Raw genomic sequence first — 23,702 nt, 5'->3', positions numbered from 1 at the left:
CGACCTCGCAGGTTCGTTGCGCCTCTGCGAATCGGGTCGCCGTGAGACCTAGCGTGCGCTCCGAGGTGTGAGCACCGTGACCCCGAAACTCGGTCGACGGATCGCCCGTCCTCGGGCTATGGTCGATCTCGTGCAATACCTCTTCTTCCTCTGAGAGCTCCGGGCCCGCATCCGCACCGGCGGATGACGTGCGGCCCCGCATCGATGTGCCCTCGCGCGGTGCGCGCGCATTCATCGACCAAGGCACACCCCGTGATTCCCGCCGTGGATGGCGTGTGCCCGGAGGAAGACATGAACACCACTCGTATTCGGCCTGCCCGTGCGCAGGCGCAACTGTCCTGCTCGAATATTCGCGTCCGGCGCGGTGAGCGCACCGTGCTCGACGGCGTCGATATGACGGTGTCGCCGGGTTCGCGGTGGGCGATCGTCGGGGAGAACGGGCGCGGCAAGTCCACGCTGCTGCACGTGCTCGCCGGGCTGCTCGCTCCCGACGACGGCGTGGTGCGGCGCGTCGGGACGCTGGCGCTCGCCACCCAGGAGATGCCCGACCACGACGAGCGCACCGTCGGCGACGTGATCGACGAGCACCTGGCCGACGCGCGCGAGGCGATGCGCGGGCTCGACGCGGCGACCGAGGCGATGGCCGAGGGCCGCCCCGGCGCGGACGAGCAGTACAGCGAGGCGCTCGACCTCGCGCAACTCCTCGACGCCTGGGACGCCGACCGGCGCGTCGACGTGGCGCTGGCCGGGCTCGGCGCGGTCGCCGACCGGGCGCGGCCGCTGGCGACGCTGTCGGTGGGCCAGCGGTACCGGGTGCGGCTGGCGGTGCTGCTCGCCGCGGGCGACGACTTCCTGCTGCTGGACGAGCCGACCAACCACCTCGACCGCGCCTCGCTCGACTTCCTCACCGCGAGGTTGCGGGCGTACGCGGGCGGTGTGGTGGTGGTGAGCCACGATCGGGCGCTGCTCTCGGATGTCGCGGAGACGATTCTCGATCTCGACCCGACCCGCGACGATCGCCCGCGCGTCTACGGCGGCGGGTACGCCGGCTACCGCGACGGCCGCCGCGCCGAACTGGAACGCTGGGCCGACGAGTACAAGCAGCAGCAGACCGAGCACACCCGGCTCGCGCAGGATCTGTCGTCGGCGCAGAACCGGCTCGTCAGCGGATGGCGGCCGGACAAGGGCACCGGCAAGCACCAAAGAGCCACGCGCGCAGGATCTCTGGTGCGCGCGGTGCATCGCCGCCAAGACGAGCTGGAACGGCATCGCATCACCGCGCCGCGCCCGCCGCAGCGGTTCACCATGCCGGAACTGCCGGAGCGGGCCGGTGTCACGGTGGTGCGCGCCGAGGAGGTCACGGTGGCGGGCAGATTGCCCGAACCCGTTGAGCTGTCGTTGGATTCGGGCGATCGCCTGGTGATCAACGGACCGAACGGCGCGGGCAAATCCACATTGCTCGCCGTGCTGGCCGGACTCGTCGAACCCACCGCGGGGCAGGTGCATCGGGCCCGCAGGTCGCGAATCCACTTGCTGCGCCAGGAATCCCGGCATCCGCTGCGCCGTCGCGCCCGCGAGGTCTACGAATCACACGTGGCGGAGCTGGTGACGGCGGGCATCCTGCCGGAACACGAGACGGTCGGCCTGTCCGCGCTGGGCCTGCTGTCCTCAGCGGAGACGAACAAGCCGGTCGGCGACCTCTCCATGGGCCAGCAGCGCCGTCTCGACCTGGCCTGCGCCCTCGCCACCCGCCCCCACGCCCTACTCCTCGACGAACCCACCAACCACCTCTCCATCCAACTCGTCGACGAACTCACCGAGGCCCTGCGCGCCACCCCCGCCGCCGTGGTCGTAGCCACCCACGACCGCCAACTCCACCGCGACCTCTCCGACTGGCCCGTCCTCGACCTCTCCACCCGGGAGGTGTCCCCCGCCCGAAACTGACAACGGCGCCGGGCCGCCCGAAGCGACGGCCCGGCACCGCGCAAACCCCCGTGGTCAGGGGGCGGGGTCCGGGGTTGGTGCTGAGGGTTTGCGGTCGAAGCGGCGGGCGAGGCGGCGGGAGGGTTCTTCGATGAGGGCGTAGCTGGCGGCGGCGAGGGGGAGGGTGATGGCGATGGTCAGGAGCAGGACGTAGGGGAAGTTGCCGCGGAAGGGGAGGATGCCGAAGACGGGGAAGACGATCGACAGCACCACCAGGTGCCAGAGGAAGATGCCGTAGGACCAGCGGCCGATGGTGAGGGCGAGCGGGGATTCGAGCAGGCGGTGGCGATGCTCGCCGAGGACCAGCGGGGCGAGCAGGCCGAAACCGATGAGCGCGCCGAGGCCCATCTTCGCGGCGTACTGCCACGGTTCGGCGCGGGTGAGGCCGCCGGGGCCGCTGAGTTCGGTGGCCGAGAGCAGAAAGGCGGTCAGGGCCATACCGCCCATGAGCCACCGGTTGCCGCCGATTCGCCGCCAGAGTGATAGCGGTTGCGCATCGAAAACGAGTTCGGCGAGCAGCATGCCCGCCGCGAACCAGGGCAGGTACCCGGGCAGCCAGTTGTCGGCGTTGATGGCGTCGGGCGTGGGCACCGGCAGGAAATTCCAGACGAGGCTGACCACGCCCAGACTCAGTACGGCCGGGATACGCAGTCGCGCGGACTCGCCGCGCAATCCCACGACCGCGAACGCGAGCAGCGGCAGCACCAGATAGAAGGCCACCTCCACCGCGAGGCTCCACATCTGGGTGAGGCCGTCGGTGAGCGTGAGCGGGACATAGATCTGGAGCAGCGCCAGATTCGACACCCACACCCGGATGCCCGCGGTGTCGGCCGCGTTCGGCAGCAGGATCAGCGCCGCGCACACCACCGCCCAATACGCGGGCAGGATGCGGGCGGCGCGATGGCGCAGGTAATAGCCCGTCGACGGGGCGGTTCCGGCTCCGCGCGCCGCCGCCGCGTGCGGGCGCCACAGCAGGAACCCCGACAGCGCGAAGAACACCGCGACCGCCATATCGAAGCGCTCCCAGATCGCGCCGAGCACCGGAGTGTTGGACGCGCCGGTCTGGAAGGCCACGTGCGTGAGCAGAACGCCGAGCGCCGCGAGCCCGCGCATCCCTTCGAGCGCGGGCAGGAAGGCGCGCGGCCGTGCGGGCGCGTCGACGGTTCCGGCGGGGCGGGTGAGGGTCATCGGGAACAAGTCTGCCCTACGAGAAATCCAGTGAGAACTACTCGTTTCACTTTTCGCGCTAAACTCGGGCGATTTCTGGTCGGAATCCGGCCTCGGCACGGCATGGTACGGCAAAGGACTGTTAGTGTCGGGGCTCACGAGTGCCGCGGCCTGCCCGCAGTACTAGCCGGACCGACCGTGTTCTATGACGAGGAGTGTTTGCATGGCACTGAGTGCCGGTACCAGAAGGACGGTGGCCTGCCTGCTCGTAGGTCTCGGCGCGTTGCTCATCGTGGTAGCGCTGATGATCCCGACCTACACCGTCGACAAACTGGCCAAGACTCCTCTCGACCTCGAGATCACCACGATCGCGAACAGCGTGCCCGGCGAAGAGAGCCTGGTGCTGGACTCGCGGTCGCTGACCTCCCCGGAGGGCTCGGCCAGGGTGGACACCGACGTCCCGCTCATCTCGCAGCGGTTCCTCACGGTCGAAGAGCCGTCGAACGCCACCGAGATGACGGTCCAGGCCGGTCAGACGCTGCGCCGCATCGACAGGCAGGGCGACACCGGCCTGCTCACCGCGAGCGTCGACCGCGTCACCATCGACCGCAAGACCGGTGAACCGGTGGCCACCGAGCCGAACGGTTCGATCGCGGTCAATGTCGATCCCCAGACCATGGAGAGCATCGCCGACCCGGTGCAGCACGTCGGTCTGCAGTACCGCTTCCCGATCGGCACCGAGAAGAAGTCGTACCCGTACTTCGACCTGAACGCGCGGTCCACCAACGACATCGACTTCATCGAAGAGACCGAGGTCAACAACACCAAGGTCTACCTGTTCCGGCAGACCGTCCCGGTGACCAACCTGTGGGACGTCGTGCAGGCGCCCACCAACCGCCTGAGTCTGCCCGCCAACAAGTGGGGCCTCGAGGGTGAGGAGCCGGTCACCATGTACCGCTTCTACACCAACGTCCGCGAGGTGTGGGTGGAGCCGCAGACCGGCACCGTCATCAAGGGCGGCGAGCACCTGCACATCTTCTACGGCCGCAGCGCCGAGCAGCAGGATGTGACCGCGCTGAAGTCGCACCTGGTGTTCGACGAGGCGACGATCGAATCGCAGATCGCGGTGGCCAAGGACAATATCGACCGCCTGTCGCTGTTCGGCCGCGTGCTGCCGATCATCCTCGGCGTGCTCGGCGCGATCCTCGCCATCATCGGCGTGCTGATCGGCGTGCGCGGCGGCGGCGCGACCACCCCGGCGACGCCGGCCCGCGGCGGTAACTTCCCGCCCAGTGGTGGTGCGGCCCCGCCCCGTTCGCCCGCACCGCGCGGCGCGGATGACGCACCGACCGAACAGATCAAGGTGCAGAAGAATCTGTAGCGCGGATCTGTAGTTCAGCGGAACGGCTCCCCTGCCTGATGGTGGGGGAGCTGTTTTGTGTTTGGGGTGATCGCCGCGCGGGATGCGGAACCCGAAGAGCGATAACGCCGGCGGCGGGTCGTCACCTGGCGCATATCCACCTCACTACCTGGGTCAGGTTGTGAGGTGGGGTTTCTCGGCGGCGCGGAGCACGGTTCCGGCGACGATGACCGTAGTCACGGTGGCGACGGAGACGGCCGTGACGATGAGGGTGGGCACCGTGCGCGCGAAGGCGATCATCAGCGCGACCTCGACGGCGAGGCCGAGCCAGGCGAGGGCGGCGGTGGCCGTGCGGTCGACGGCGATCGCGGACAGCACCGCGCCTTGCAGGACGGCCAGGACCGCGCCGTGCAGGGCGAACAACCACAGCAAGCCCTGGATCGGGGCGTAGTCGCGTCCGGCGAACAGCGGCGCCAGCGGTGCGGCGAGGGCGGCGCCAGCCACGGCGAGCACGCCGATGCCGGAGAGCACGGCGAGTGCGTCGCGGATGGCGCGGGCCGAATGCGCGGGCTGGGCCATGCGCGGGTACAGCACCACGCCCACGGCGGCGGGCAGCCAGAAGGCGATCTTGGTGGCGATGGCGCCGAGGGCGTAGCGGCTGGCGTCCTCGTCCTCGAGCACCATGCGCACGACGATCAGGTCGGCGGAGGAGAGGGCCATGAGGGCGGCCTGGAGTTGCGCGGCGCGCAGGACGGGGAGGACGCCGGTGCGGTGGTCGGCCCGGGTCGGCTCGGCCGCAGCGTCGGCGACGGCAGCGGTGTGCCTTGTAGTGGACCTACGGGTTCCGTCCGCGCGCGCACCGCCGGTCTCGTGCTGCGTTACCTCGCCGGGCCGGGTGGTCGGTGCGGATTCGCTGGGAACCGGTGCGCCATGCTCACCCTCGATGTGAGACCGGCCCTCGACGGCTTGCCGTGCGTTTTCGTGGGACTGTCCCTCGACGGTGTGCGGTGCGTTTTCGCGGGACTGCCCCTCAACTGCGTGCCGTCCGTTTTCGCGGGACTGCCCCTCAACTGCGTGCCGTCCGTTGTCGCGGGACTGCCCCTCAACTGCGTGCCGTCCGTTGTCGCGGGACTGCCCCTCAACTGCGTGCCGTCCGTTGTCGCGGGACTGCCCCTCAACTGCGTGCCGTCCGTTGTCGCGGGACTGCCCCTCAACTGCGTGCCGTGCGTCCGCGGCGTCGCGGCTCGCGAGGGTGCGGGCGAACAGGGCCGCGCCGCTCAGTCCGAGGGCGGTCGCCCACAGCGCCGGGGCGGCGCCCGCGCCCATCGCGAGCAGGGCGAGGGCGGGCGTCACGCGGGCGATGCCGGCCGCGCCGAGCACGATCGCCAGCTCGCGGAAGCGCCGATTGCCTTGCAGGATGCCCTGTTCCCCGGAGAGCAGCACGAGCGCGGGCGCGGCCGCCAGCGCACCCGCGCAGGCGAGCACACCCACGTCCAGCGCGACCGTCACGACGGGCACCAGCACCACCGCGACGGCGGCGACCATCGCCGCGCACCGCCACTGCAACCCGCGCAGCGCGGCGGTATCGGCACCGCGCACCCGCTCGCGCGCGACCACGTTCTGCAAGGCGAGAGCGGGCACCGCGCACAGCAATTGCACGGCGAGCAGACTGGCGAACTCGCTGTAGCCGCCGACGCCGAGCCACCGCCCGGCCAGCAACTGCAACAGGTACCCCGCCACGTTGGCGGTCATGGCGCCTGCCGTCACCAGCGTCAGGTCCGCCACCACGGGAGGACGACGGACCACGGACATCCCGCAATGGTCCCACCCCGATGTGAAACACCGCCACACGGGCGGGGTACTCACCGAGGGGCGGGCCCAGCGCGTGCCGGTTACTCGCGCCGAGTGAACACAGTGCGAGCCGCCCGCACCCGACTCGGGTCGGTCGCGGCCGGCCGCCACCTGGTCGCGGTTCACCACGCGGACCGGAGATCGTGGAGTGGTCCCGATTCGGAGCCGGATTCGACCTCGACTAACGGACACCCCTGAGGAGTGAGCCCGTGAGCTCCGCCGCATTCGGAAATGCTGCCCGCAACCTCGCCCACGCGATGCGTGCGGATCGGCACGTGCGGGGGTGCTCGATCCGGGGACGCCGTCGCGTGGTCAGTACTCGACTGTGTGGAATACGCATCCGGGGGCCCGTGGAGTGTGGGATCGCCGGAGTGAGGTGGCTGTCGGGGTGTGCCGGAGGCGGGGCGTCGTAGGGTGGGCTTCCGTGAGTGACGGCGGCGGGGTTCGGGAGCGGGTTGTCGCGGCCGTGTACAGCGCCGCGCTCGCCCTGCTGGTGGTGGGGCCGCTGCTCGGTCCGGGGTATCTGCTGTTGCGCGACGCGGTGAGCACACCGCGCTCGTATCCGACGGATTCGGCGCTGGGGTTGGGCGACGCCGCGCCGCGCGCGGTCCCGCAGGACGGTCTGCTGGCGGCGGTCTCGACGGTGGTGGACGGCGGGATCGTGGTGAAGGCGATCCTGGTCGCCGCGCTGTGGGCCGCCGGGTACGGCGCGGCGGTCCTGACCCGCGAACTGCTGGGGGCGCGCCTGGCAGCCCAGCTCGTCGCGGTGACGGTCGCGGTCTGGAACCCCTACGTCGCCGAGCGCCTGTTGCAGGGCCACTGGAGCCTGCTCACGGGCTACGCGGCCCTGCCGTGGATCGTGTTGGCGGCGTATCGGATTCGCACGGGCGGACAGAGCGGCAATCCCGACCGCGACAGGTCACCCTTCCAAGCATCGAACCCGACGCACACACGAAGCGGTGAAAACGCCGACAGCGCACCGAACATCGCGGATCAGAGCCGCGAGCAGGGTGATCGGAGCCGCGCCCGGGGCTCCGAGTCGAAGGGGCCGCTCGCGGTCGGGGAGCACACTTGGCGCGCGTGGGCGATGCTGGCCGGCGCGCTCGCGGCGGCAGGGCTGACGCCGACGGGGGCGCTGCTCGCCGGGGTCACGGCCGCCGTGACGGTCGGGTGGCGCAGGCTGCCCGTTTTGGTGGCGCTGGTGGTGGCGGCGTCGGCGCCGTGGTTGGTGGCGACCGCGCTGTCCGGCGGGGGCGCGGAGCCCTCCGATCCGGCCGGGATCGCCGCGTTCGCCGCGCGCGCCGAACCCTGGCTCGGGACGCTCGGGTCGCTGGCCGGGCTCGGCGGCATCTGGAACGGGGACGCGGTCCCGGATTCGCGCACCACACCCATCGCGTTCCTCGCGACCCTTCTCCTGCTCGCGGTGGTGGCGGCCGGTGTGCGCACTGTGCTCACCGACGGCGCGCGCGGGCGGGACAGCCTCGCCGTCCGCCGCGCGCTCGTCGCGCTGGCCGGTGCCGCCGTGGTGCTGCCCGCGCTCGCCGCCACCGGGTGGGGCATGGCGGCGATGGAATGGTTGGTCGTCAACGTGCCGGGCGCGGGTCTGCTGCGCGACACCCAGAAGTACGTGGCGCTGGCCGTACCGGCGTACGCGCTGTGCGCCGCCGCGGCCTGCGGGGCGCTCGCGCGGGTGTTGTCCAGCGCTGATGACGTTGCGCCGCAACAAGATCGCCCGAGTCGCGGGAGCCTCGCCCTGATCGCGGCCGCGCTCATCGCCGCCGTCATCCTCCCCCTGCTCGATCTGGCGTGGAGCGTCGGAGGATCACTCCGTCCCGTCCGTTATCCGGCCGGATGGGAGTTGGTCGCGCAACGCGTCGACGCACCCGGTGACGTCGCCGTCCTCCCGGCCGGCATGTTCCGCAAGTTCCCCTACACCGGCCCGGCACCGGTCCTCGATCCCGCGCCGCGCATGCTCCCGAACGACGTCCTCCAGACCGGCGAACTACCGGTCCGAGGGCGCACCGTCGCGGGTGAAGGCACCCGCGCCCGCGAGGTCGAAGATCTACTACTGCGCGGTGGTGACGCGACCGACCTGGCGGCGCTGGGCGTGGGCTGGGTGCTGGTCGAGCGCACCACGCCGGGCCCACTCGGCGACTCGGAAGCCACTCTGGCCCAGCTGAATCCGGCCTACACCGACGATCACCTCGCTTTGTACCGGGTCCCGGGTGTCGTCACCGACGATCACGTGACGCCGGTACGTCGCTGGACAGCCATTGCGGCCCACCTGATCTGGGCCGCACTGCTCCTCGGCGCCCCGGTCGCCGCACTGGTTCTACGGCGAAGGCCACGCTGAATCCGACCACACAGCCGGGCCGAATCCCACGCCGCGCCTTGGCCCGCGAACCTCAGCGCACGAGCACATCCGGAAGCTCCTCGAGTGACCCGATCACCCGGATCCCCTCGTCGATCACATTGCCGCCCCGCGCATTTCCGCGATCCAGCCAGTACGCCACCAGCCCGGCGTCCCGCGCCCCCACCGCGTCGACCGCGTACTTGTCCCCCACGTAGGCAACTTCGCGAGGCTCCAGCCCGAGACTGTCACACCCGGCGCGAAAGATCGCGGCGTCGGGCTTCGCCACCCCGTGCTGATCGCTGCACACCAGCGCGTCACCGAAATACGGCAGCAGGCCCACGATTCCGAGCTTGCGGCGCTGCGCCTCCGCCGACGAGTTGGACACGACCCCCAGCCGGTACGCGGGCGCGAGCCTGCGCAACGCGGGCTCGGTATCGGGAAAGGCTGCCCACGCGGCGCGCCGGTGCGTGTCGTAGCGACGGAACCACTCGGCGATCTCCGCTTCCGCCAACGCGATACCCAGACCGTCGAGAAACGCGCGCGTCCGGACGCGCTGCTGCTCGGTGAAAGTCAGCTCACCACGGACGAATCGATCGAAATGCGTATCGGTGAGCTCCCGCCAGATGCGCAGCGCCGCAGCCGGATCGGTGAAACGGTCGAGCAGTCGCTCCGCGCGCAGGTGCGCGAACAGCCCGGACTCCTCCGAGTTCGAGAACGCGAACAGCGTGTCGTCCACGTCGAACAGGACCCCCCGGACAGCCATGCCGCTGTTCAGTCGACCGGCGCGGGCGCCACCAGTCCCGAGACGTACTCGCCGCGCGCCACCGCCGCCAACACCTCGTACACGCCGTTCCCCGTTTGCTCCCAGGAGAATTCGCGGGCGCGGGCGCGGGCCTTCTCGCCCATGTCGGTGCGGGTGGCCGCGTCGGCGAGCAGTTCGCCCGCGGCGTCGGTGAGCTGGACGAGGTCGTCCACCAGCACGCCGGTGACGCCGTCGACGATCGAATCGGTGAGCCCGCGCGAACTGCGGTAACCGATGGTGGGCACGCCGTGCTGCGCGGCTTCGATCACCGCCAGGCCCCACCCCTCCTTGCGGGAGGGGAGCACGTGTACCCAAGCGCGCGCGAGCAATTCGTGCTTGCGGCGCTCGTCCACGTGCCCATGGAACGTGACGGCGTCGGCGATGCCGAGCGCGCGCGCGGTGGCCTCCAGATTCTCGGCCCACCAGCCGCCGCCCACCACGTCCAGGTGCAGGCCGGGGATCGTGCCCCGCAGCCGCGCGACGACCTCGAGCGCGTCCTCGATCTGCTTGTGCGGCACCAGCCGCGACAACACCACCAGGCGCGGGCTCGCCGCGCGGGTCACCGCGGCGCCGGTCGGGGCGTCGGCGGGCACGGGCTCGGCGCCGTTGCGCACCACCGCGATTCGCGTGCGATCCACGCCCAGCGTCGCCAGCTCCTCCGCCGAGGGCAGCGACACCGTGAGGTACTGGTTGTCGCGGTGCGCGCGGGGCGACAGGCGCGATTCGATCCACCACCCGATCCGGCCGATGAGGCGGCCCGCGACCGGCCACTGCTCCCGGTGCCCGTGATGCACCAGCACCACCGACGGCGCAGCGGCGGCGACGCCGGCGAAGAAGGGGATGCCGTTCTGGGTGTCGATGATCGCGTCGGGCCGCACGCCGCGCAGCGGGCCCAGGCCGAGCCGGCCCAGCGCGATCGCGGCCAGCGCGCGCGGGTAGACGGTGTAGCGGCCGCCGCCGCGACTGATGTCGATGCCGTCGACGTGCTCGCGCCGCGCCGCGCCGGGGTAGCGCGCGGTGCGCAGCGTGACCTTGACGCCCCGCGCGGCGAGCTGCGCACCGACCTGCTCGAGGTACCGCTCGCTGCCGCCGCCCTGCGGGTGCCCGGTGTCACGCCAGCAGAGCAGGAGGACTTCGCGCACGGTGGAGCTTCTCTCGTCGACGGGTCGGACACGGATGTCCGGTACACCATAATGGACGTCACAGTTTCACACGCGCGTTCATCGTCGCGTTGGCGTACCCTGCCAATTCTTTGAAACGCCCACATTTCACTACCCGATCCGGATACCCTCCCGCCACCCCCGTTTGCCGGGGGCACGGCCGGTCGAGCGTTGGCCGGCCATCACGATGAGGAGAACACCATGAAAACGGCACGGACGCGCACCGGCGGCGGTGGCGGCGGCAACGGCGACTTCGACGGCGGGCTGCTGGGCATCATCCTGGCACTGCTCTCGTCCTCCACCTCCACGGGCAGCGGCGCCAGCAGCGGCATCGGCTGACCCACCGCATCGACCGGACGTACCCGGTCGATCCGACGAACGGTCCGGCACTGCGCGGGTGCCGGACCGTTCCGCTGCCCGGACGCGCCCGCACCTCCGACCACCGACCACCCACACCCCCACCCTGTGGAAAACTCGGCGCCGTGCTGAGAGCAGAGAAACCGCCGAGGAGAGCGCCCCGATTCGCGCGACGCGCGACGCTGCGCCGTTCGCTGCGCCTGCTCGGCAGCTTCCGCTTCGAGCAGACCGATCCCGCCGTATTCTACGGCGGACTCGCCACCGACACCGCCGCCATGATCGGCGACTTCTACACCGACGTCACCGGCCGGTCGCTCACCGGAACCACGATCCTCGACGTCGGCGGCGGTCCCGGCTACTTCGCCGACGAGTTCGCCGCCGCGGGCGCGCGCTACATTCCCGTCGAGCCCGACCCGTCCGAGATGCACGCGGCGGGCCTCTCGGTGCCCGGCGCGGTGCGCGGCTCGGGCATGGCGCTGCCGTTCCGCGACGGCGCGGTCGACATCTGCTTCTCCTCCAATGTCGCCGAGCACGTGCCCGATCCGTGGGCGATGGCCGACGAGATGGTGCGCGTGACGCGCCCTGGTGGGCTGATCGTGCTCTCCTACACCGTGTGGCTGGGCCCGTTCGGCGGGCACGAGACCGGCCCGTGGCACTACCTGGGCGGCGAGTACGCGGCGCGCCGGTACCGCCGCAAGACCGGCAAGGAACCCAAGAACCGGTTCGGGGAGTCGCTGTTCGCGGTGCGCGCCGCCGACGGGTTGCGCTGGGCGGCAACCACTCCGGCCCAGGTGCACACGATCTTCCCTCGCTACCATCCGCACTGGGCGTGGTGGCTGGTGCGGGTGCCGTGGCTGCGCGAGCTAGTGGTCAGCAACCTGGTGGTCGTGGCCACCAAACCGGCGTGAGCTACTGCGCGAGCCACCCGCGCCGCCAGCGCGGCGCGCACTCCTCGCGCGGCGCCCACGGCGACTCGCGCATGGCCAGCCCGACCGTCTCGAGGGCCGTGAGCCCGACCTGATCGGCGAGCACGCCGACGGTCGCGACGACCTCCGCGGCCTGCATCGCGGCCGTCGCCTGCTCGAGCGTGAGCGTGCGGCCCGGTAGGTAGGAGACCACCCACCCGCCGCCGCCCACGCTCCTGGCCTGATGGTCGGTCCGATCGCTGGTCATCAGCGACCTGCCGATCACTTGCACCGCCATGACGATTTCACCCCGATCGCGGTCCGAAGATCACATGCTGATCAGTAGCTACAGCATCCACGGTCGCGAGGCGGAACGCAATAGTGCGTTCTCCGAAAAGCGAACCGACAGGTTGGAATTCGAGCTGGTCAACGCGGTCCCGAGCGGGGAGATTAGAACAGGTTGCAGACAGCGGGGCGGAAAAATTGTAACGTGTTCTCATGCATTACGACAGCTTGTTCATCGGCGGACGCTGGACCGCGCCAGCGGGCTCCGAGCGCCTCCAGGTCATCTCACCGGTCACGGTCGAGCCGGTGGGCAGCGTCCCCGTGGTGGAACGCGCCGACGTCGACGCGGCGGTCGCCGCCGCCCGTCACGCGTTCGACCACGGCCCGTGGCCCAAGACCCCGCCCGCCGAGCGCGCGGCGGTGCTCACCAAGGCGGCCCGGCTCATCGAGCAGCGTTCGGCCGACCTGCTTGCCGCGCTCACCGCCGAGATGGGCGCGCCCACGGCCACCGCCCTGACCCTCAACCAGATCCCGGCCGTCGCCGCGCTGGACGCCTACGCCGAGCTGGCGGAGTCGTTCCCGTGGCACGAGACGCGCACCGGCATCTTCGGCACCACCCACGTCACGCGCGAGCCGCGCGGCGTGGTCGCGGCCGTCACGGCGTGGAACGTGCCGCTGTTCCTGGCCGCCAACAAGCTCGGGCCCGCGCTGCTGGCCGGCTGTTCGGTGGTGCTCAAGCCCGCGCCGCTCACCCCGCTCAGCACCAATATCGTGGCCGATATCTTCGCCGAGGCCGGCGTGCCCGAGGGCGTGATCTCGGTGCTGCCCGCCGAGGCCGACGTCGCCGAGTACCTGGTGTCGCATCCGGGCGTCGACAAGATCACGTTCACCGGCAGCACCGCCGTCGGCCGCAAGATCGGGGCCATCGCCACCGGCCAGCTCAAGACGGTGTCGCTGGAACTGGGCGGCAAATCCGCGGCGATCGTGCTGCCCGACGTGGACCTCGCCAACATTCCGGCGCTGGCGTTCGCCGGTCTCATGAACACCGGCCAGGGCTGCGTGGACCAGACCCGCATCCTGCTGCCGCGCAGCCGCCACGACGAGATCCTGGACGCGCTGGTCGCGAGCGTGCAGGCCATGAAGGTGGGCGATCCCGCCGATCCCTCGGTGGTGCTCGGCCCGCTCATCTCCGAGAAGCAGCGTGAACGCGTCGAGGGGTACATCGCCAAGGGCAAGGCCGAGGGCGCGCGCCTGGTGCTCGGCGGCGGACGGCCCGAGGGGCTGGACCGCGGCTGGTTCGTGGAGCCGACCCTCTTCGCCGAGGTGGACAACAAGTCGACCATCGCACAGGAGGAGATTTTCGGCCCGGTGCTCTCGGTGATCCCGTACGAGACCGAGGACGAGGCCGTGGCGATCGCGAACGACTCCGCCTACGGCCTGGCGGGTTCGGTGTGGACCAGCGATATCGACCACGGGCTCGAGATCGCGAGCCGCGTCCGCACCGGCACCTACGCGATCAACTGGTACGCCTTCGACCCCAGCGCCCCCTTCGGCGGCTACAAGAACTCGGGCCTGGGTCGCGAGAACGGCCCCGAGGGCCTGGACTCCTTCTGCGAGCAGAAGTCGGTGCTCATGCCGATGGGCTGGACGAGGTAGCGATCGCACGACGACCGGCCCGCCGAGTGTTCGGCGGGCCGGTTCTCGTTGGGGGGCGGGTGCGTCCTGCGGCGGCAAGGCAAGCAACGGCACGACACACCGGGTCATGGGGCCGAGCGGACGAGACCTACCGGGGCCTTCCGCCGCCCGCAACTGTTGAGCGGGCATTCCAGGCGGGAGGGTCCACAGGGAGCGGGCTGTTCACGCGCGGCTACTCGACGCGCCACCTGGTTTCGGCGGCGATCACGGTCAGGGGCGCAGCCGACTGAGCTTCCGCGACGGGTCCACCGGGAGCGGCCGTCAGTCGTCCGGCATCACGACGCGCAGCGCGGGGTCGCGGTCGGGACGGGTCTGGGGGTCGACCACCTCGACGCGCCAGCCGGGGGGCAGGGCACGTTGCAGGCGGCCCGCGGCGCGGGAGATGGGGGTGCTGGTGTCCGGATCGATCATCGCCGGACTGTCCGCGTCGAACTCCAGGTCGGTCATGCTCCAACCACCTCTCACGTCGATCGGTCGCGGGCCCGGGTCGATCGGGTGGCGACGGCGCTGGGGAAGCAGTTCGTGCGACCGGCGGACCGCCCGTGCGGCGAACCCACCGGCTGTGAAGCCGGGAACGAGAACAGAATAGGGCACGACGGGCCGTTTGCGGTGAAACACGGCCCGTACGAGTGCGAGCCGACCGGCGAGTAGCCGGTAGGGGTGCGCAAGTCGGGGCATTCTCGGCGCGCCTCCCGTCTGATCGGCGAGCTCGCCGACCGTTCCCCGCCGGGGTGCCTGCGCCCGGCGCGCCGACCCCGGATTCATGACGCGACAACAGATATGCCCGGACCCGCGGTAGCGCCTCCCCCGGAGCGCGTGAACCGGAACGGAGTTGGCCGCCGCATCCCGCGAATCGGCACGCGGAGCGCCTTATTGGCAAATCCATGGCAACAGATTGGTGACACCCCATCCGGCGCACGCCGGTCACTGGACGGTCGACCGATCAATACAACGGCGGACCGCTCGGCTCGACTGCGCACAATCCCGCGCAACCGCGAATCGCGCAACCTACCCGAAAAGCGAACAGTACCAGTCACAAACGCGCATAAACGCACGTAAAACGTTGTCCTCCAATCGGTTCCACAATGTGGAGAGTCTCACATTATTTGCCATCGCCGAACGGCCGCCACTACGAATTAGGGCGTTCAGATCGTTCGATTCGACGTTCGATTCGTCCACCTCGGGGGTCGGGGGTCGGGAGGGAGAAACTTTTCATGTTCCATCGTGCTGCCATGCGGGTCGGCCGTAAGGCGCTCATCGCCGCGCTGCCGCTGGCCGTGGCCACCACGTTCGCCGGTGCGGGCGCGGCCTCGGCCGATGACTACACCGAGCAGCGGGCGCAGCTCGCGGCCGCGATCTCGTCGTCCGGCTCGGACGCCGGGATCGGCTACGACACCGAGGTCGCGCCGGATCTCAGCGCCGTCTCGGTGACGCTGGACGCCGCCACGTTCCAGGTCGGCGAGCACTCGGTGCGGATCGTGAACGCCGGTGGCACCGCCGTGTCGGAGCTGCCGCTGGCCATCGCCACCCCGGCGGGCGAGATCGCCCTCGACGCGACCGTGTCCGAGGACGGCCGCAAGCTCTCGGTCGCCACGCCCGCGGCGTCGGCGGCCAGCACCGAGCTGTCGGAGATCGCCACCAACCCGCACGCGCAGAACCCGGATCCGGTGCTGAACGGCGCGGCCGGCGGTGCCGTCGTCGGCGCGATCGTCGGCGCCATCACCTGCATCCCGACTGTGCTGGCGCTGGTCGTCGGCTACGTCGTGTGCGCCGTGCCCGGTGTCATCGGCACCGCGATCATGGGCGCCGTGATCGGCGCGATCGTGGGTACGGTGCAGCCGGATGTGATCCCGCAGGTCCTGCCCTGACGGATCGCTGATCATCGCGACATCGCGCGTCGCTTCGAGCGGTGCGCGATGTCGTGTTGTCCAGGAAGCCCTTTCGCACGGATCAGCGGCGCAGGGAACGGCGATAGCCGGCCGGAGTGGTCCCCGTCGCGGCCCGCAGGTGCGTGCGCAGCGCGGTGACGCTGCCGAAACCGGCGTGCGCCGCGACGACGTCCACCGGCAGATCCGTGGTTTCCAGGAGTTCGCGGGCGCGGGCGGTGCGCTGGGCCTCCAACCACCGGCGCGGCGTGGCCCCGACTTCCGCCTTGAATCGCCGGATGAACGTGCGCTCGCTCATCAACGCGTGCCGGGCCAGCGTCGAAACATCGGACACCGCGGCGATATTCGCTACGGCCCACGCGAGAGTGGCGGCCAGACCGGAGGATTCGCCCTGGCGCGGCATGGGATCCGGAATGTATTGCGCCTGTCCACCTTCCCGGTGCGGCGGCGTGACATTCCAGCGGGCGAGTTCGGCCGCCGCGCCCGCGCCCAGTTCACGGCGCACCACATGCAGGCACAGATCCAGCCCGGCCGACAGACCCGCCGAGGTGAGAATGTCGCCGTCGTCGACGTAGAGCGCGCCGGGGTCGAGCCGCACGGCGGGATACAGCGCGGCGAACTCGTCGCAATACGCCCAGTGGGTGGTGGCGGGGCGCCCGTCCAGCAGACCGGTCTGCGCGAGAACGAACGCGCCGACGCAGATGCTCACCAGCGTCGCGCCCCGCGCGCTCGCCGCCCGCAAGGCGTCGGCGACCTCGGTGGCCAGCGGCATCGTGGGCAACCCGATGCCGGGCACCACCACGACATCGGCCTGCTCCAGCAATTCGATTCCATGATCGACGTGCAGGTCGAAACCGTTGGGCGTCCAGACCTTTCCGGGCCGCACCCCGCACGTGCGCATCTCGAATCCGCGCCCCTCCCCGGTCTTGGCCGGACCGTGCCGGAACGCCTGGACCGCGACCGCCAGGTCATAGGTCATGACGCCGTCGAGCGCGAGAGCCACCACCTGCTTCACACCCCCACTTTGGCACGAATCCAAGGGTAGGTGTCATTCGCGCCGCTGGCCGGGTGGGCTGCCGCCCGATTGACTGGCCTTCGACGACGAGAACGAGGAGGTCGGCGTGGGCGCGCCAACGGGATTCGACTGGGAATGGGCCGAGCGAACGGGTGGAAAGCTCACCGGTGCGCAGCGGCGGCAACTCACCGCCAAACTGGCGGCCACCCTGCCCGGCGTGGTCGCCGACCGGGTGCGCCTCGCGCTCGGCAAGCGAGGTGCGGGACACGTCGACCTGGACGCCGCCCCGCCCGATTCGAAGCTGTCCCGCGCGACGGAAGAGGAAGCGCGCGAATGCCTCTCGCCCTACGTGCTCGAACACTCCTATCGCACGTACTATTTCGGGCGCGCGCTGGCGGAACTGAGCGGCACATCCTATGACGACGAACTCGCCTACGTCTCCTGCCTGCTGCACGACTTGACACTTGAAACACCCTCTCCGGGAGCATGTTTCGCTGTTGACGGCGCGGAGCGGGCGAAGGCTTTCGTCACCGCGCACGGGGCGTCCGAACACCAGGCGCACCTCGTGGGCGCGGCCATCGCCGCCCACCTCACCCCGGGTGTCGCCGACGATCTCGACACGGTCGGGATCGTCTCGGCGGGCGCGGCGGCCGACGTCCTCGGCCTGCGCCTCGCCGATCTGGACCCGGTATGGGTGGACCAGCTACTCACCCGCCACCCGCGCGCGGACTTCAAACGCCGGGTGCGCGCAGCCTTCGACGCCCAAGCTGCCGCCGCGCCGAATACCCGCATCCACTGGATGATGAACACCGCGCGCTTCGGCCCCCTCATCCGCTTCGCGCCGTTCGACGAGTAAACCCCCGAAACGCGAAACCGCCCGCACCTAGACGGTGCGGGCGGTTCGGCGACGATCAGCCCAGGCGCTGCTTCAGCGCCTCGAACTCGTCGCGCACGCCCGAGGGGAGCTTGTCGCCGACGAACTCGAACCACTCCTCGATGAGCGGAATCTCCTTGCGCCACTCCTCGGCGTTCACCGCGAGCGCCTCGTCGACGTCCTTCGTCTCGACGTCCAGGCCCTCCAGATCCAGCTGCCCGGCGGTCGGGACGTTGCCGATCGCGGTCTGCTCGGCCTGCGCCGTACCCTCGATGCGGCCGATGATCCACTCCAGCACGCGGGAGTTCTCACCGAAGCCCGGCCACAGGAAGCGGCCGTCGTCGCCGCGGCGGAACCAGTTGACGTAGAAGATCTTCGGCAGCTTGGCCGCGTCGGCGCTCTTGCCGACGTTGACCCAGTGGCCCAGGTAGTCGCCCACGTGGTAGCCCATGAACGGCAGCATGGCCATCGGGTCGCGGCGCACCGTGCCGACCTTGCCCTCGGCGGCGGCGGTCTGCTCCGAGGACAGCGTGGCGCCCATGAACACGCCGTGCTGCCAGTCGAAGGACTCGGTCACCAGCGGCACCGTGGTCTTGCGGCGGCCGCCGAACAGGATCGCCGAGATCGGCACGCCCTGCGGGTCGTCCCATTCGGGCGCCAGGATCGGGCACTGCGACATCGGGGTGCAGTAGCGGGAGTTGGGGTGCGCGGCCAGCGTCTCCGTCTCGCGGAGGTACCAGTCGTTGCCCTTCCAGTCGATCAGGTGATCGGGCTCGCCCTCCAGGCCCTCCCACCACACATCGTTGTCGTCGGTGAGCGCGACGTTGGTGTAGACGGTGTTACCCGCGTCCATGGTCGCCATGGCGTTCGGGTTGGAGCTGTGGTTGGTGCCGGGCGCGACGCCGAAGAAGCCGTACTCCGGGTTCACCGCGTACAGGCGGCCGTCCTTGCCGAAACGCATCCAGGCGATGTCGTCGCCCAGGGTCTCCGCGCGCCAGCCGGGAACGGTGGGCTGGATCATGGCGAGGTTGGTCTTACCGCAGGCGCTGGGGAACGCGGCCGCGATGTAGTAGGCCTTGTTCTCCGGGGAGATCAGCTTGAGGATGAGCATGTGCTCGGCCAGCCAGCCCTCGTCGTGGGCCATCGCCGAGGCGATGCGCAGCGAGTAGCACTTCTTGCCGAGCAGGGCGTTGCCGCCGTAGCCGGAGCCGTAGGACCAGATCTCGCGGTCCTCCGGGAAGTGGGTGATGTACTTGGTGTCGTTGCACGGCCACGGCACGTCGGCCTGGCCCTCGGCCAGCGGCGCGCCCACCGAGTGCAGCGCCTTCACGAACGGCCGGTCGGTGCCCAGCTTCTCGAGGGCGGCCCGGCCCATGCGGGTCATCACGCGCATCGACACCACGACATACTCGGAGTCGGTGATCTCGACGCCCAGCTTCGGGTCGTCGGCGCCGAGCGGGCCCATGCAGAACGGCACCACGTACATGGTGCGGCCCTTCATCGAGCCGCGGTACAGCTCGGTCATGGTGGCGCGCATCTCGGTCGGGTCGACCCAGTTGTTGGTGGGGCCGGCGTCGGCCTCGGTCTTGGAACAGATGTAGGTGCGCGACTCCACGCGCGCCACGTCCGACGGGTCGGACAGGGCGAGGAAGGAGTTCGGCTTCTTGCGCTCGTCGAGCTTGCGGAAGGTGCCCGCCTCGACCAGCTGGGCGGTCAGGCGATCCCATTCCTCGTCGGAACCGTCCGCCCAGACCACCCGGTCGGGCTGGGTGAGTTCCGCGACTTCCTGTACCCAGGCGAGTAGTTCGCTGTGCTCGGTCGGCGCCTTGCCGTCGGATCCACGAAGACCAGGAATGGTCGCTGAGGTCATGAAAACTCTCCTGAGATGGGCGGCTGTCCGATATCCCGCCGCCCGGCCCGAGGCCCATGACCGGCGCGGAACACCGAGCGCCACCGTTGGCGGGAAGGCACCCGCTGCGACCAGTCGAAAGCGCGCCCCGGCTGGACGGCGTACAAGGACGAAGCGGACGCCCAGGTTCCTGCTAAGAGGTTAACGCGATGTGACGATCGGTACGGCATCGGGTTCCCCCCTATGTACCCATTCTGTCGCCTATTCAACAGGCACGATGTGCCGGTCGATGATCGCAATGTCGCGTTCGCACGCCGCGAGTTGTCCCGGTTGCTCGGCCGCGGCCCGCCGGATCAGGGCTTCCAGTTCGGCGACGCGCCGGTCGGTTTCCAGCGCGCGGGTGGCGCCCGCGCGCACCACGCGGTCGGCCAATTCGGTCTCCGCTTCCACCAGCGCCGTCGCCACACGCTGCTCTAGCTGGGCTTTCACGTTGACCAGCGCGTCGGCGACCCACTGGCGCACGTGCGCGCGATCGGCGACCAGGCGGCGCGCGCGCACCACCCACCACGCCACCAGCGCGCCCAGCAGCAGCGTGACGGGGATGCTCGCCACCTCCAGCGCGGGCACCAGCGAGAGCGGCATGACGAGCAGTCTGCCGAGGCCGACACCTGCCGACGCGCCCAGTGCGATCATCACGTGATCTTCGACACCGCGATGCCGCGGCTCCGGATCGGGACCCACCCGCGGCGCCGGATCGAGCCTGCGGTGCGGCGGCGTCTGGGCGATCTGTCCGGTTTCGTCGAGGCGGTACGCGAGTTCGGCCATGCGGCGCTCGATGGCGGAGTCGACCACGCCGGTCAGCTCGGTGACCGCCTGCTGGAGGCGATCGGGGTAGTCGCCCAGTTCGGCGGGGCGCAGGCGGTCGAGCTCGGCACGGGCGGCGGTGTGCAGGGCGCGGACGTGGCCGCCCACCTCGGTCATGAGATCGACGCGGGCCAGGTGCAGCCGGCCGCGCAGCGTGGACATGGCGGTGGCGCGCCCGCCGTCGCGTCCGGCGAGCAGCGCGGCCCGCTCCTCGCGCCAGCGCACGGGTTGCGCGCCGGCGCGCAGGGCGGCGACCTGTTCGGCGATGCGCTTCCTGGTGTCGGTGAGCACGCGGTGCAGCACGGCGCCGTAGCGGTCGCCCACGGCGGAGCCCGCGCCCGCCGCGGCGGCGACCAGGTCGGCGTGCAGGGTGGGCAGGCCCGAGCGGTCCACCAGACCGGCGTCGCCGCCCGCGCGGCCCGCGACCGCCAGGCGCGCCGACACCGGCAGGATGTCGAGTTCGTCGAGGCCGTTCGCCGCCAGGATCTCGAGGTTGTGCGCGAGCACCGCGCGCCAGTCCTGGTAGGCGTGGATGCCGTTCATCACCAGTAGCACCCGGGCCCCGTCGGCGCGCAGCTTGCGCACGGCGGTCAACGTGCCGGTGCCGAGCGCGCTGCCCGCGTCCAGCAGGACCAGCGCCACGCTGGAGGGCGCCGCGCCCGAGGACGAGGTGGTCTCGACGGCCGCGCCGGGGTCGGTGATCGGATCGGTGAAGTCGATGTGCGGCTCGTAGCGGGCCAGTTCGGTGCGCAAGAGCGTGGTGTTCGCGTCGTCGGGGCCGATCAACGCGACGGTCGAGGCGTCCCCCGCGCCCCGCACCGCCTTGAGCAGCGCCGTGCCCTGCGGATGCCAGCGGGCCACCACGGCCTCGACCTCGTCGGGGAGGGTGTGCGGCGCGGCCGGGGATGTGCCCACGACAGGAGTGCCGGACGGAGGCGCGACATCCGGAGACGCGGGAGGCGGCGGTGATGGGTGCGCGCCCACCGCCGGGCTCGACGCATCGACTGGCGAATTCGTCCCATCCCGGGACGGGACCGGAACGCCCGCAGGCGGAATCGATCCGACCGGCGACGAGCCCGGCACGGACGACGGCCCCTGCGCGGGTGGGGGCGAACCCGAGGGCGGCGCTCCCGGCCTCGGTGGCGCGGCCGTGGTGGCGGGATCAGCAGCGGGCGCGCTCGGCACGGGATCGGGCTGGGAATCCGCCGCACCAGGGTCGGCGGTCCGTCCGGCCCACCCGCCGAACGGGCGCCACTCCTGGGCGGTGGCCGGGTCCGGGGGTTCGGCCGGACCCGGCCGGTCAGAGTCCGGCACTGCTCATCCGTTCCCATAGTCGGATGTAGCCGTTGTGGACGCGCAGGGCGGCGCGGCGGGCGACCGGCGGCATATCGCTGGACACCACGGCGCGCCAGCGGGCGGCCCTGGTGAGGGCATCGTCGGCGTCGGCGGGCGCGGGCGACGGGTAGCCGGCGGCCAGGTGCGCGACGGCCGGGTTGGCCAGTCCCGCGGTGAGCGCCAGCCACATCGCGTCGTCGCCGTAGAGGTAGTGCTCGATGACGTCGCGCACGGGCGCGCCACCGTCGGGGACGGCGCGCGCCGCCAACCGGGCCAGCTCGTCGAGCAGTTCGCCGCCGCGCAGCGCCGCCACCTGCTCGTAGCGGCGATGCAGCAGCCGGTGCAGCGCGTCGATGCCGCTGGCGGCGTGCAGGATTTGCAGGATCGCGTGCGGGCTCAGGCCCGGATCGTGGCGCAGCGCGCTCAGCGCGCAGTTCACCCCGTGCAGCTCCCAGCGGTGCAGCAGTTGCTCGCGCTCGGCGAAGTCGGGGCCCGCGGCGGGCGAGACGAACAGGTCGGCCGAGAGCGTCAGCGAGGGGTCGGCGTCGGCCGCGAGCCTGCGCAACGTGGCCATATCGGCGTCGGTCACCGCGCCCGCCCTGGTGCGCACGGCCAGCGCCGACACCACCGGCAGCGTGACGATCCCGAGTTCGCGCGAGTACTGCTCGGCGGCCACCACGGCGTCGCCCCAGCGCGAGCCGATCGCGTCGGCCTTGTTCAGCACCACCACCGTGCGCTCGGGCGGCAGACCCGCCAGCACCCGGCGGTCGGCGGGCTGCGGCGCGCCCGCGAGCACGTAGACGACGATATCGGCGTCGAGCACCGGATCGGGCACGCCGGGCTCGTCCACCGGACCGGTCTCCGCGGCCGACATCAGCGCCAGCGCGTGCAGCACCGTGGTGCGCCCGGCGTGCGCGCGCCCGGTGACCTGGATGCGCGGCGGCCTGCGCCACGCGGCGACGGCCGCGTTGGCCTGCTGCCCGAGGGCGGCGGCGCGGCCGCCGAGGGCTTGCAGGTCGTAGAGCAGTCGGTCGAGTTGATCCTGTTCGCGGGTCCGCGCGGTGAACTCGGTGGCCGTCGGCATGGTGGCACCCCCTTTTCGGTGCGCAATTCTGTCAGACGAGGGCCGCTCGGGGCAGCCGAGGAGTTCAGGACCCGGAGAAGAACTTGTTGACGGTGCGCACCGCCCAGCCCGGCGCGACCTTGGCCGCCGTGGCCAGCACCTTGGCCTGGGCGCCGATCTCGTAGTGCACCTTGGGCAGCCTGGGCCGTTTGCTGGTGGCCTCCCAGATCCCGTGCGCCACGTCCTCGGCGGTGAGCCGGACGCCGAGCGATCTGGTGGTCCCGGTGTCCACCCCCTCGACCATGGCGGTCGCGACGAACAGCGGCCACACCGCGATCACCCGGATGTCGTGGCGGGCCCATTCCAGGTCCAGCGCCTCGGTGAGGCTCTTGACCGCCGACTTGCTGGCCCCGTAGCTGGCCAGTTCGGGCTGGCCGTAGATCGCCGAGGCCGAGCACAGGTTCACCACCTGGGCGCCCTTGGTGTCGCGCAGGTACGGAAAGGCGTAGTAGCTGCCCGCGATGACGCCGCCGATATTGACGTCCACGATCGCCTGGTGGGCCGCGATGTCGAGCGCCTCGAAACGCCCCGACCGCAGGATGCCCGCGTTATTGATCAGCACGTCCAGGCGCCCGGTCTCGCCGTGGAACTCGGCCAGGCGCTGCTCCCATTGCGTGTTGTTCGTCACATCGAGCACGCCGGTCTGCGCCGTGCCGCCCGCCGCGGCGATGTCGGCGGCGAGCCGGCTCAGGCCCACCTCGTCGATGTCGTAGGCGCCCACGTGGTACCCGTGCCCAGCGAAAACAAGCGCGGTGGCCCTGCCGATGCCCGCCGCCGCACCGGTGATGAACACCGTCGGTGAACTCATGCGGGCAGTCTAGTGCCGGAATCGCCCGTT

18 protein-coding genes and 1 pseudogene are annotated in these 23,702 nt (G+C 71.0%); 8 read left to right on the top strand and 11 right to left on the bottom strand.

What is annotated here, in order from left to right; all coding sequences use genetic code 11:
- Positions 1-291 precede the first annotated feature (291 nt).
- The gene (locus tag OHB21_RS09005; RefSeq protein WP_195125075.1) at positions 292-1,944 is read left to right on the top strand and encodes an ABC-F family ATP-binding cassette domain-containing protein; all 1,653 of its coding nucleotides are present in this window, start codon (positions 292-294) and stop codon (positions 1,942-1,944) included.
- A gap of 54 nt (positions 1,945-1,998) precedes the next feature.
- Here OHB21_RS09005 and OHB21_RS09000 read toward each other — a convergent pair whose 3' ends face one another.
- The gene (locus tag OHB21_RS09000; RefSeq protein ID WP_067503498.1) at positions 1,999-3,171 is read right to left on the bottom strand and encodes an acyltransferase family protein; all 1,173 of its coding nucleotides are present in this window, start codon (positions 3,169-3,171) and stop codon (positions 1,999-2,001) included.
- 202 nt (positions 3,172-3,373) lie between these two features.
- Here OHB21_RS09000 and OHB21_RS08995 point away from each other — a divergent pair, with 202 nt between their 5' ends.
- The gene (locus OHB21_RS08995; RefSeq protein WP_067503495.1) at positions 3,374-4,531 is read left to right on the top strand and encodes a DUF3068 domain-containing protein; all 1,158 of its coding nucleotides are present in this window, start codon (positions 3,374-3,376) and stop codon (positions 4,529-4,531) included.
- Between the two features lie 153 nt (positions 4,532-4,684).
- Here OHB21_RS08995 and OHB21_RS37430 read toward each other — a convergent pair.
- Positions 4,685-5,281: pseudogene (locus tag OHB21_RS37430) on the bottom strand (polysaccharide biosynthesis protein); the annotation flags it as partial.
- 1,504 nt (positions 5,282-6,785) lie between these two features.
- On the opposite strand from OHB21_RS37430, the gene OHB21_RS08985 reads away from it, so the two are divergent.
- Entirely contained in the window at positions 6,786-8,714 is a 1,929-nt protein-coding gene (locus OHB21_RS08985) for a hypothetical protein (RefSeq protein WP_067503491.1), read from the top strand.
- A 52-nt stretch (positions 8,715-8,766) separates the two neighbouring features.
- Here OHB21_RS08985 and OHB21_RS08980 read toward each other — a convergent pair whose 3' ends face one another.
- The gene (locus tag OHB21_RS08980) at positions 8,767-9,477 is read right to left on the bottom strand and encodes an HAD family hydrolase (RefSeq protein WP_195125074.1); all 711 of its coding nucleotides are present in this window, start codon (positions 9,475-9,477) and stop codon (positions 8,767-8,769) included.
- 8 nt (positions 9,478-9,485) lie between these two features.
- Entirely contained in the window at positions 9,486-10,658 is a 1,173-nt protein-coding gene (locus tag OHB21_RS08975; RefSeq protein WP_067503486.1) for a glycosyltransferase family 4 protein, read from the bottom strand.
- A 219-nt stretch (positions 10,659-10,877) separates the two neighbouring features.
- Between OHB21_RS08975 and OHB21_RS08970 the strand changes: the two genes are divergently transcribed.
- Positions 10,878-11,015 carry a hypothetical protein gene (locus tag OHB21_RS08970; protein WP_157115791.1) on the top strand — a complete coding sequence of 46 codons (138 nt, stop codon included), beginning with the start codon at positions 10,878-10,880 and terminating at the stop codon, positions 11,013-11,015.
- Positions 11,016-11,158: 143 nt separating this feature from the next.
- The gene (locus OHB21_RS08965) at positions 11,159-11,941 is read left to right on the top strand and encodes a class I SAM-dependent methyltransferase (RefSeq protein WP_195125073.1); all 783 of its coding nucleotides are present in this window, start codon (positions 11,159-11,161) and stop codon (positions 11,939-11,941) included.
- A gap of 1 nt (position 11,942) precedes the next feature.
- Here the strand turns inward: OHB21_RS08965 and OHB21_RS08960 are convergent, their stop codons facing one another.
- A complete protein-coding gene (locus tag OHB21_RS08960; protein WP_456153866.1) occupies positions 11,943-12,206 on the bottom strand; it encodes a hypothetical protein in 264 nt (87 codons plus the stop codon).
- A 230-nt stretch (positions 12,207-12,436) separates the two neighbouring features.
- Between OHB21_RS08960 and OHB21_RS08955 the strand changes: the two genes are divergently transcribed.
- Positions 12,437-13,879 (top strand): aldehyde dehydrogenase, encoded by a 1,443-nt coding sequence (locus OHB21_RS08955; RefSeq protein ID WP_067503476.1) that lies wholly within the window; start codon positions 12,437-12,439, stop codon positions 13,877-13,879.
- 300 nt (positions 13,880-14,179) lie between these two features.
- On the opposite strand, the gene OHB21_RS08950 is transcribed toward OHB21_RS08955, so the two are convergent.
- Complete coding sequence (locus OHB21_RS08950; RefSeq protein ID WP_067503468.1) at positions 14,180-14,365, bottom strand: hypothetical protein; 186 nt, start codon at positions 14,363-14,365, stop codon at positions 14,180-14,182.
- 767 nt (positions 14,366-15,132) lie between these two features.
- Between OHB21_RS08950 and OHB21_RS08945 the strand changes: the two genes are divergently transcribed.
- Complete coding sequence (locus tag OHB21_RS08945) at positions 15,133-15,786, top strand: hypothetical protein (protein WP_195125072.1); 654 nt, start codon at positions 15,133-15,135, stop codon at positions 15,784-15,786.
- 82 nt (positions 15,787-15,868) lie between these two features.
- Here OHB21_RS08945 and OHB21_RS08940 read toward each other — a convergent pair whose 3' ends face one another.
- Positions 15,869-16,819, bottom strand: coding sequence for a GlxA family transcriptional regulator (locus OHB21_RS08940; RefSeq protein ID WP_113975105.1), 951 nt, complete (start codon positions 16,817-16,819; stop codon positions 15,869-15,871).
- Positions 16,820-16,925: 106 nt separating this feature from the next.
- Between OHB21_RS08940 and OHB21_RS08935 the strand changes: the two genes are divergently transcribed.
- Positions 16,926-17,675, top strand: coding sequence for an HD domain-containing protein (locus OHB21_RS08935; RefSeq protein ID WP_067503465.1), 750 nt, complete (start codon positions 16,926-16,928; stop codon positions 17,673-17,675).
- A 55-nt stretch (positions 17,676-17,730) separates the two neighbouring features.
- Here OHB21_RS08935 and OHB21_RS08930 read toward each other — a convergent pair whose 3' ends face one another.
- From OHB21_RS08930 to OHB21_RS08915, 4 genes are all read right to left on the bottom strand, one after another.
- The gene (locus tag OHB21_RS08930) at positions 17,731-19,563 is read right to left on the bottom strand and encodes a phosphoenolpyruvate carboxykinase (GTP) (RefSeq protein ID WP_067503462.1); all 1,833 of its coding nucleotides are present in this window, start codon (positions 19,561-19,563) and stop codon (positions 17,731-17,733) included.
- Positions 19,564-19,803: 240 nt separating this feature from the next.
- A complete protein-coding gene (locus OHB21_RS08925; protein ID WP_233444439.1) occupies positions 19,804-21,321 on the bottom strand; it encodes a hypothetical protein in 1,518 nt (505 codons plus the stop codon).
- A 385-nt stretch (positions 21,322-21,706) separates the two neighbouring features.
- On the bottom strand, positions 21,707-22,825 hold the full coding sequence (locus tag OHB21_RS08920; RefSeq protein ID WP_067503319.1) for a hypothetical protein: 1,119 nt from the start codon (positions 22,823-22,825) through the stop codon (positions 21,707-21,709).
- A 64-nt stretch (positions 22,826-22,889) separates the two neighbouring features.
- Positions 22,890-23,672, bottom strand: a complete 783-nt coding sequence (locus OHB21_RS08915) for an SDR family oxidoreductase (RefSeq protein WP_067503316.1) — start codon at positions 23,670-23,672, stop codon at positions 22,890-22,892.
- Between the last annotated feature and the right edge of the window lie 30 nt (positions 23,673-23,702).

It is taken from the genome of Nocardia puris, from assembly GCF_036051655.1.
Taxonomy (GTDB): domain Bacteria; phylum Actinomycetota; class Actinomycetes; order Mycobacteriales; family Mycobacteriaceae; genus Nocardia; species Nocardia puris.
Note: the sequence above shows the minus strand (reverse complement) of the source record. Positions and strands in the feature narration are given on the sequence as shown.

What these genes read in the sequence shown, in the direction of transcription:
- OHB21_RS08960 (WP_456153866.1), bottom strand. Translation starts at nt 12,206, where the DNA reads ATGACCAGCGATCGGACCGACCATCAGGCCAGGAGCGTGGGCGGCGGC.
- OHB21_RS08980 (WP_195125074.1), bottom strand. Translation starts at nt 9,477, where the DNA reads ATGGCTGTCCGGGGGGTCCTGTTCGACGTGGACGACACGCTGTTCGCG.
- OHB21_RS09005 (WP_195125075.1), top strand. Translation starts at nt 292, where the DNA reads ATGAACACCACTCGTATTCGGCCTGCCCGTGCGCAGGCGCAACTGTCC.
- OHB21_RS08930 (WP_067503462.1), bottom strand. Translation starts at nt 19,563, where the DNA reads ATGACCTCAGCGACCATTCCTGGTCTTCGTGGATCCGACGGCAAGGCG.
- OHB21_RS08915 (WP_067503316.1), bottom strand. Translation starts at nt 23,672, where the DNA reads ATGAGTTCACCGACGGTGTTCATCACCGGTGCGGCGGCGGGCATCGGC.
- OHB21_RS08920 (WP_067503319.1), bottom strand. Translation starts at nt 22,825, where the DNA reads ATGCCGACGGCCACCGAGTTCACCGCGCGGACCCGCGAACAGGATCAA.
- OHB21_RS08970 (WP_157115791.1), top strand. Translation starts at nt 10,878, where the DNA reads ATGAAAACGGCACGGACGCGCACCGGCGGCGGTGGCGGCGGCAACGGC.
- OHB21_RS09000 (WP_067503498.1), bottom strand. Translation starts at nt 3,171, where the DNA reads ATGACCCTCACCCGCCCCGCCGGAACCGTCGACGCGCCCGCACGGCCG.
- OHB21_RS08945 (WP_195125072.1), top strand. Translation starts at nt 15,133, where the DNA reads ATGTTCCATCGTGCTGCCATGCGGGTCGGCCGTAAGGCGCTCATCGCC.
- OHB21_RS08955 (WP_067503476.1), top strand. Translation starts at nt 12,437, where the DNA reads ATGCATTACGACAGCTTGTTCATCGGCGGACGCTGGACCGCGCCAGCG.
- OHB21_RS08950 (WP_067503468.1), bottom strand. Translation starts at nt 14,365, where the DNA reads ATGACCGACCTGGAGTTCGACGCGGACAGTCCGGCGATGATCGATCCG.
- OHB21_RS08995 (WP_067503495.1), top strand. Translation starts at nt 3,374, where the DNA reads ATGGCACTGAGTGCCGGTACCAGAAGGACGGTGGCCTGCCTGCTCGTA.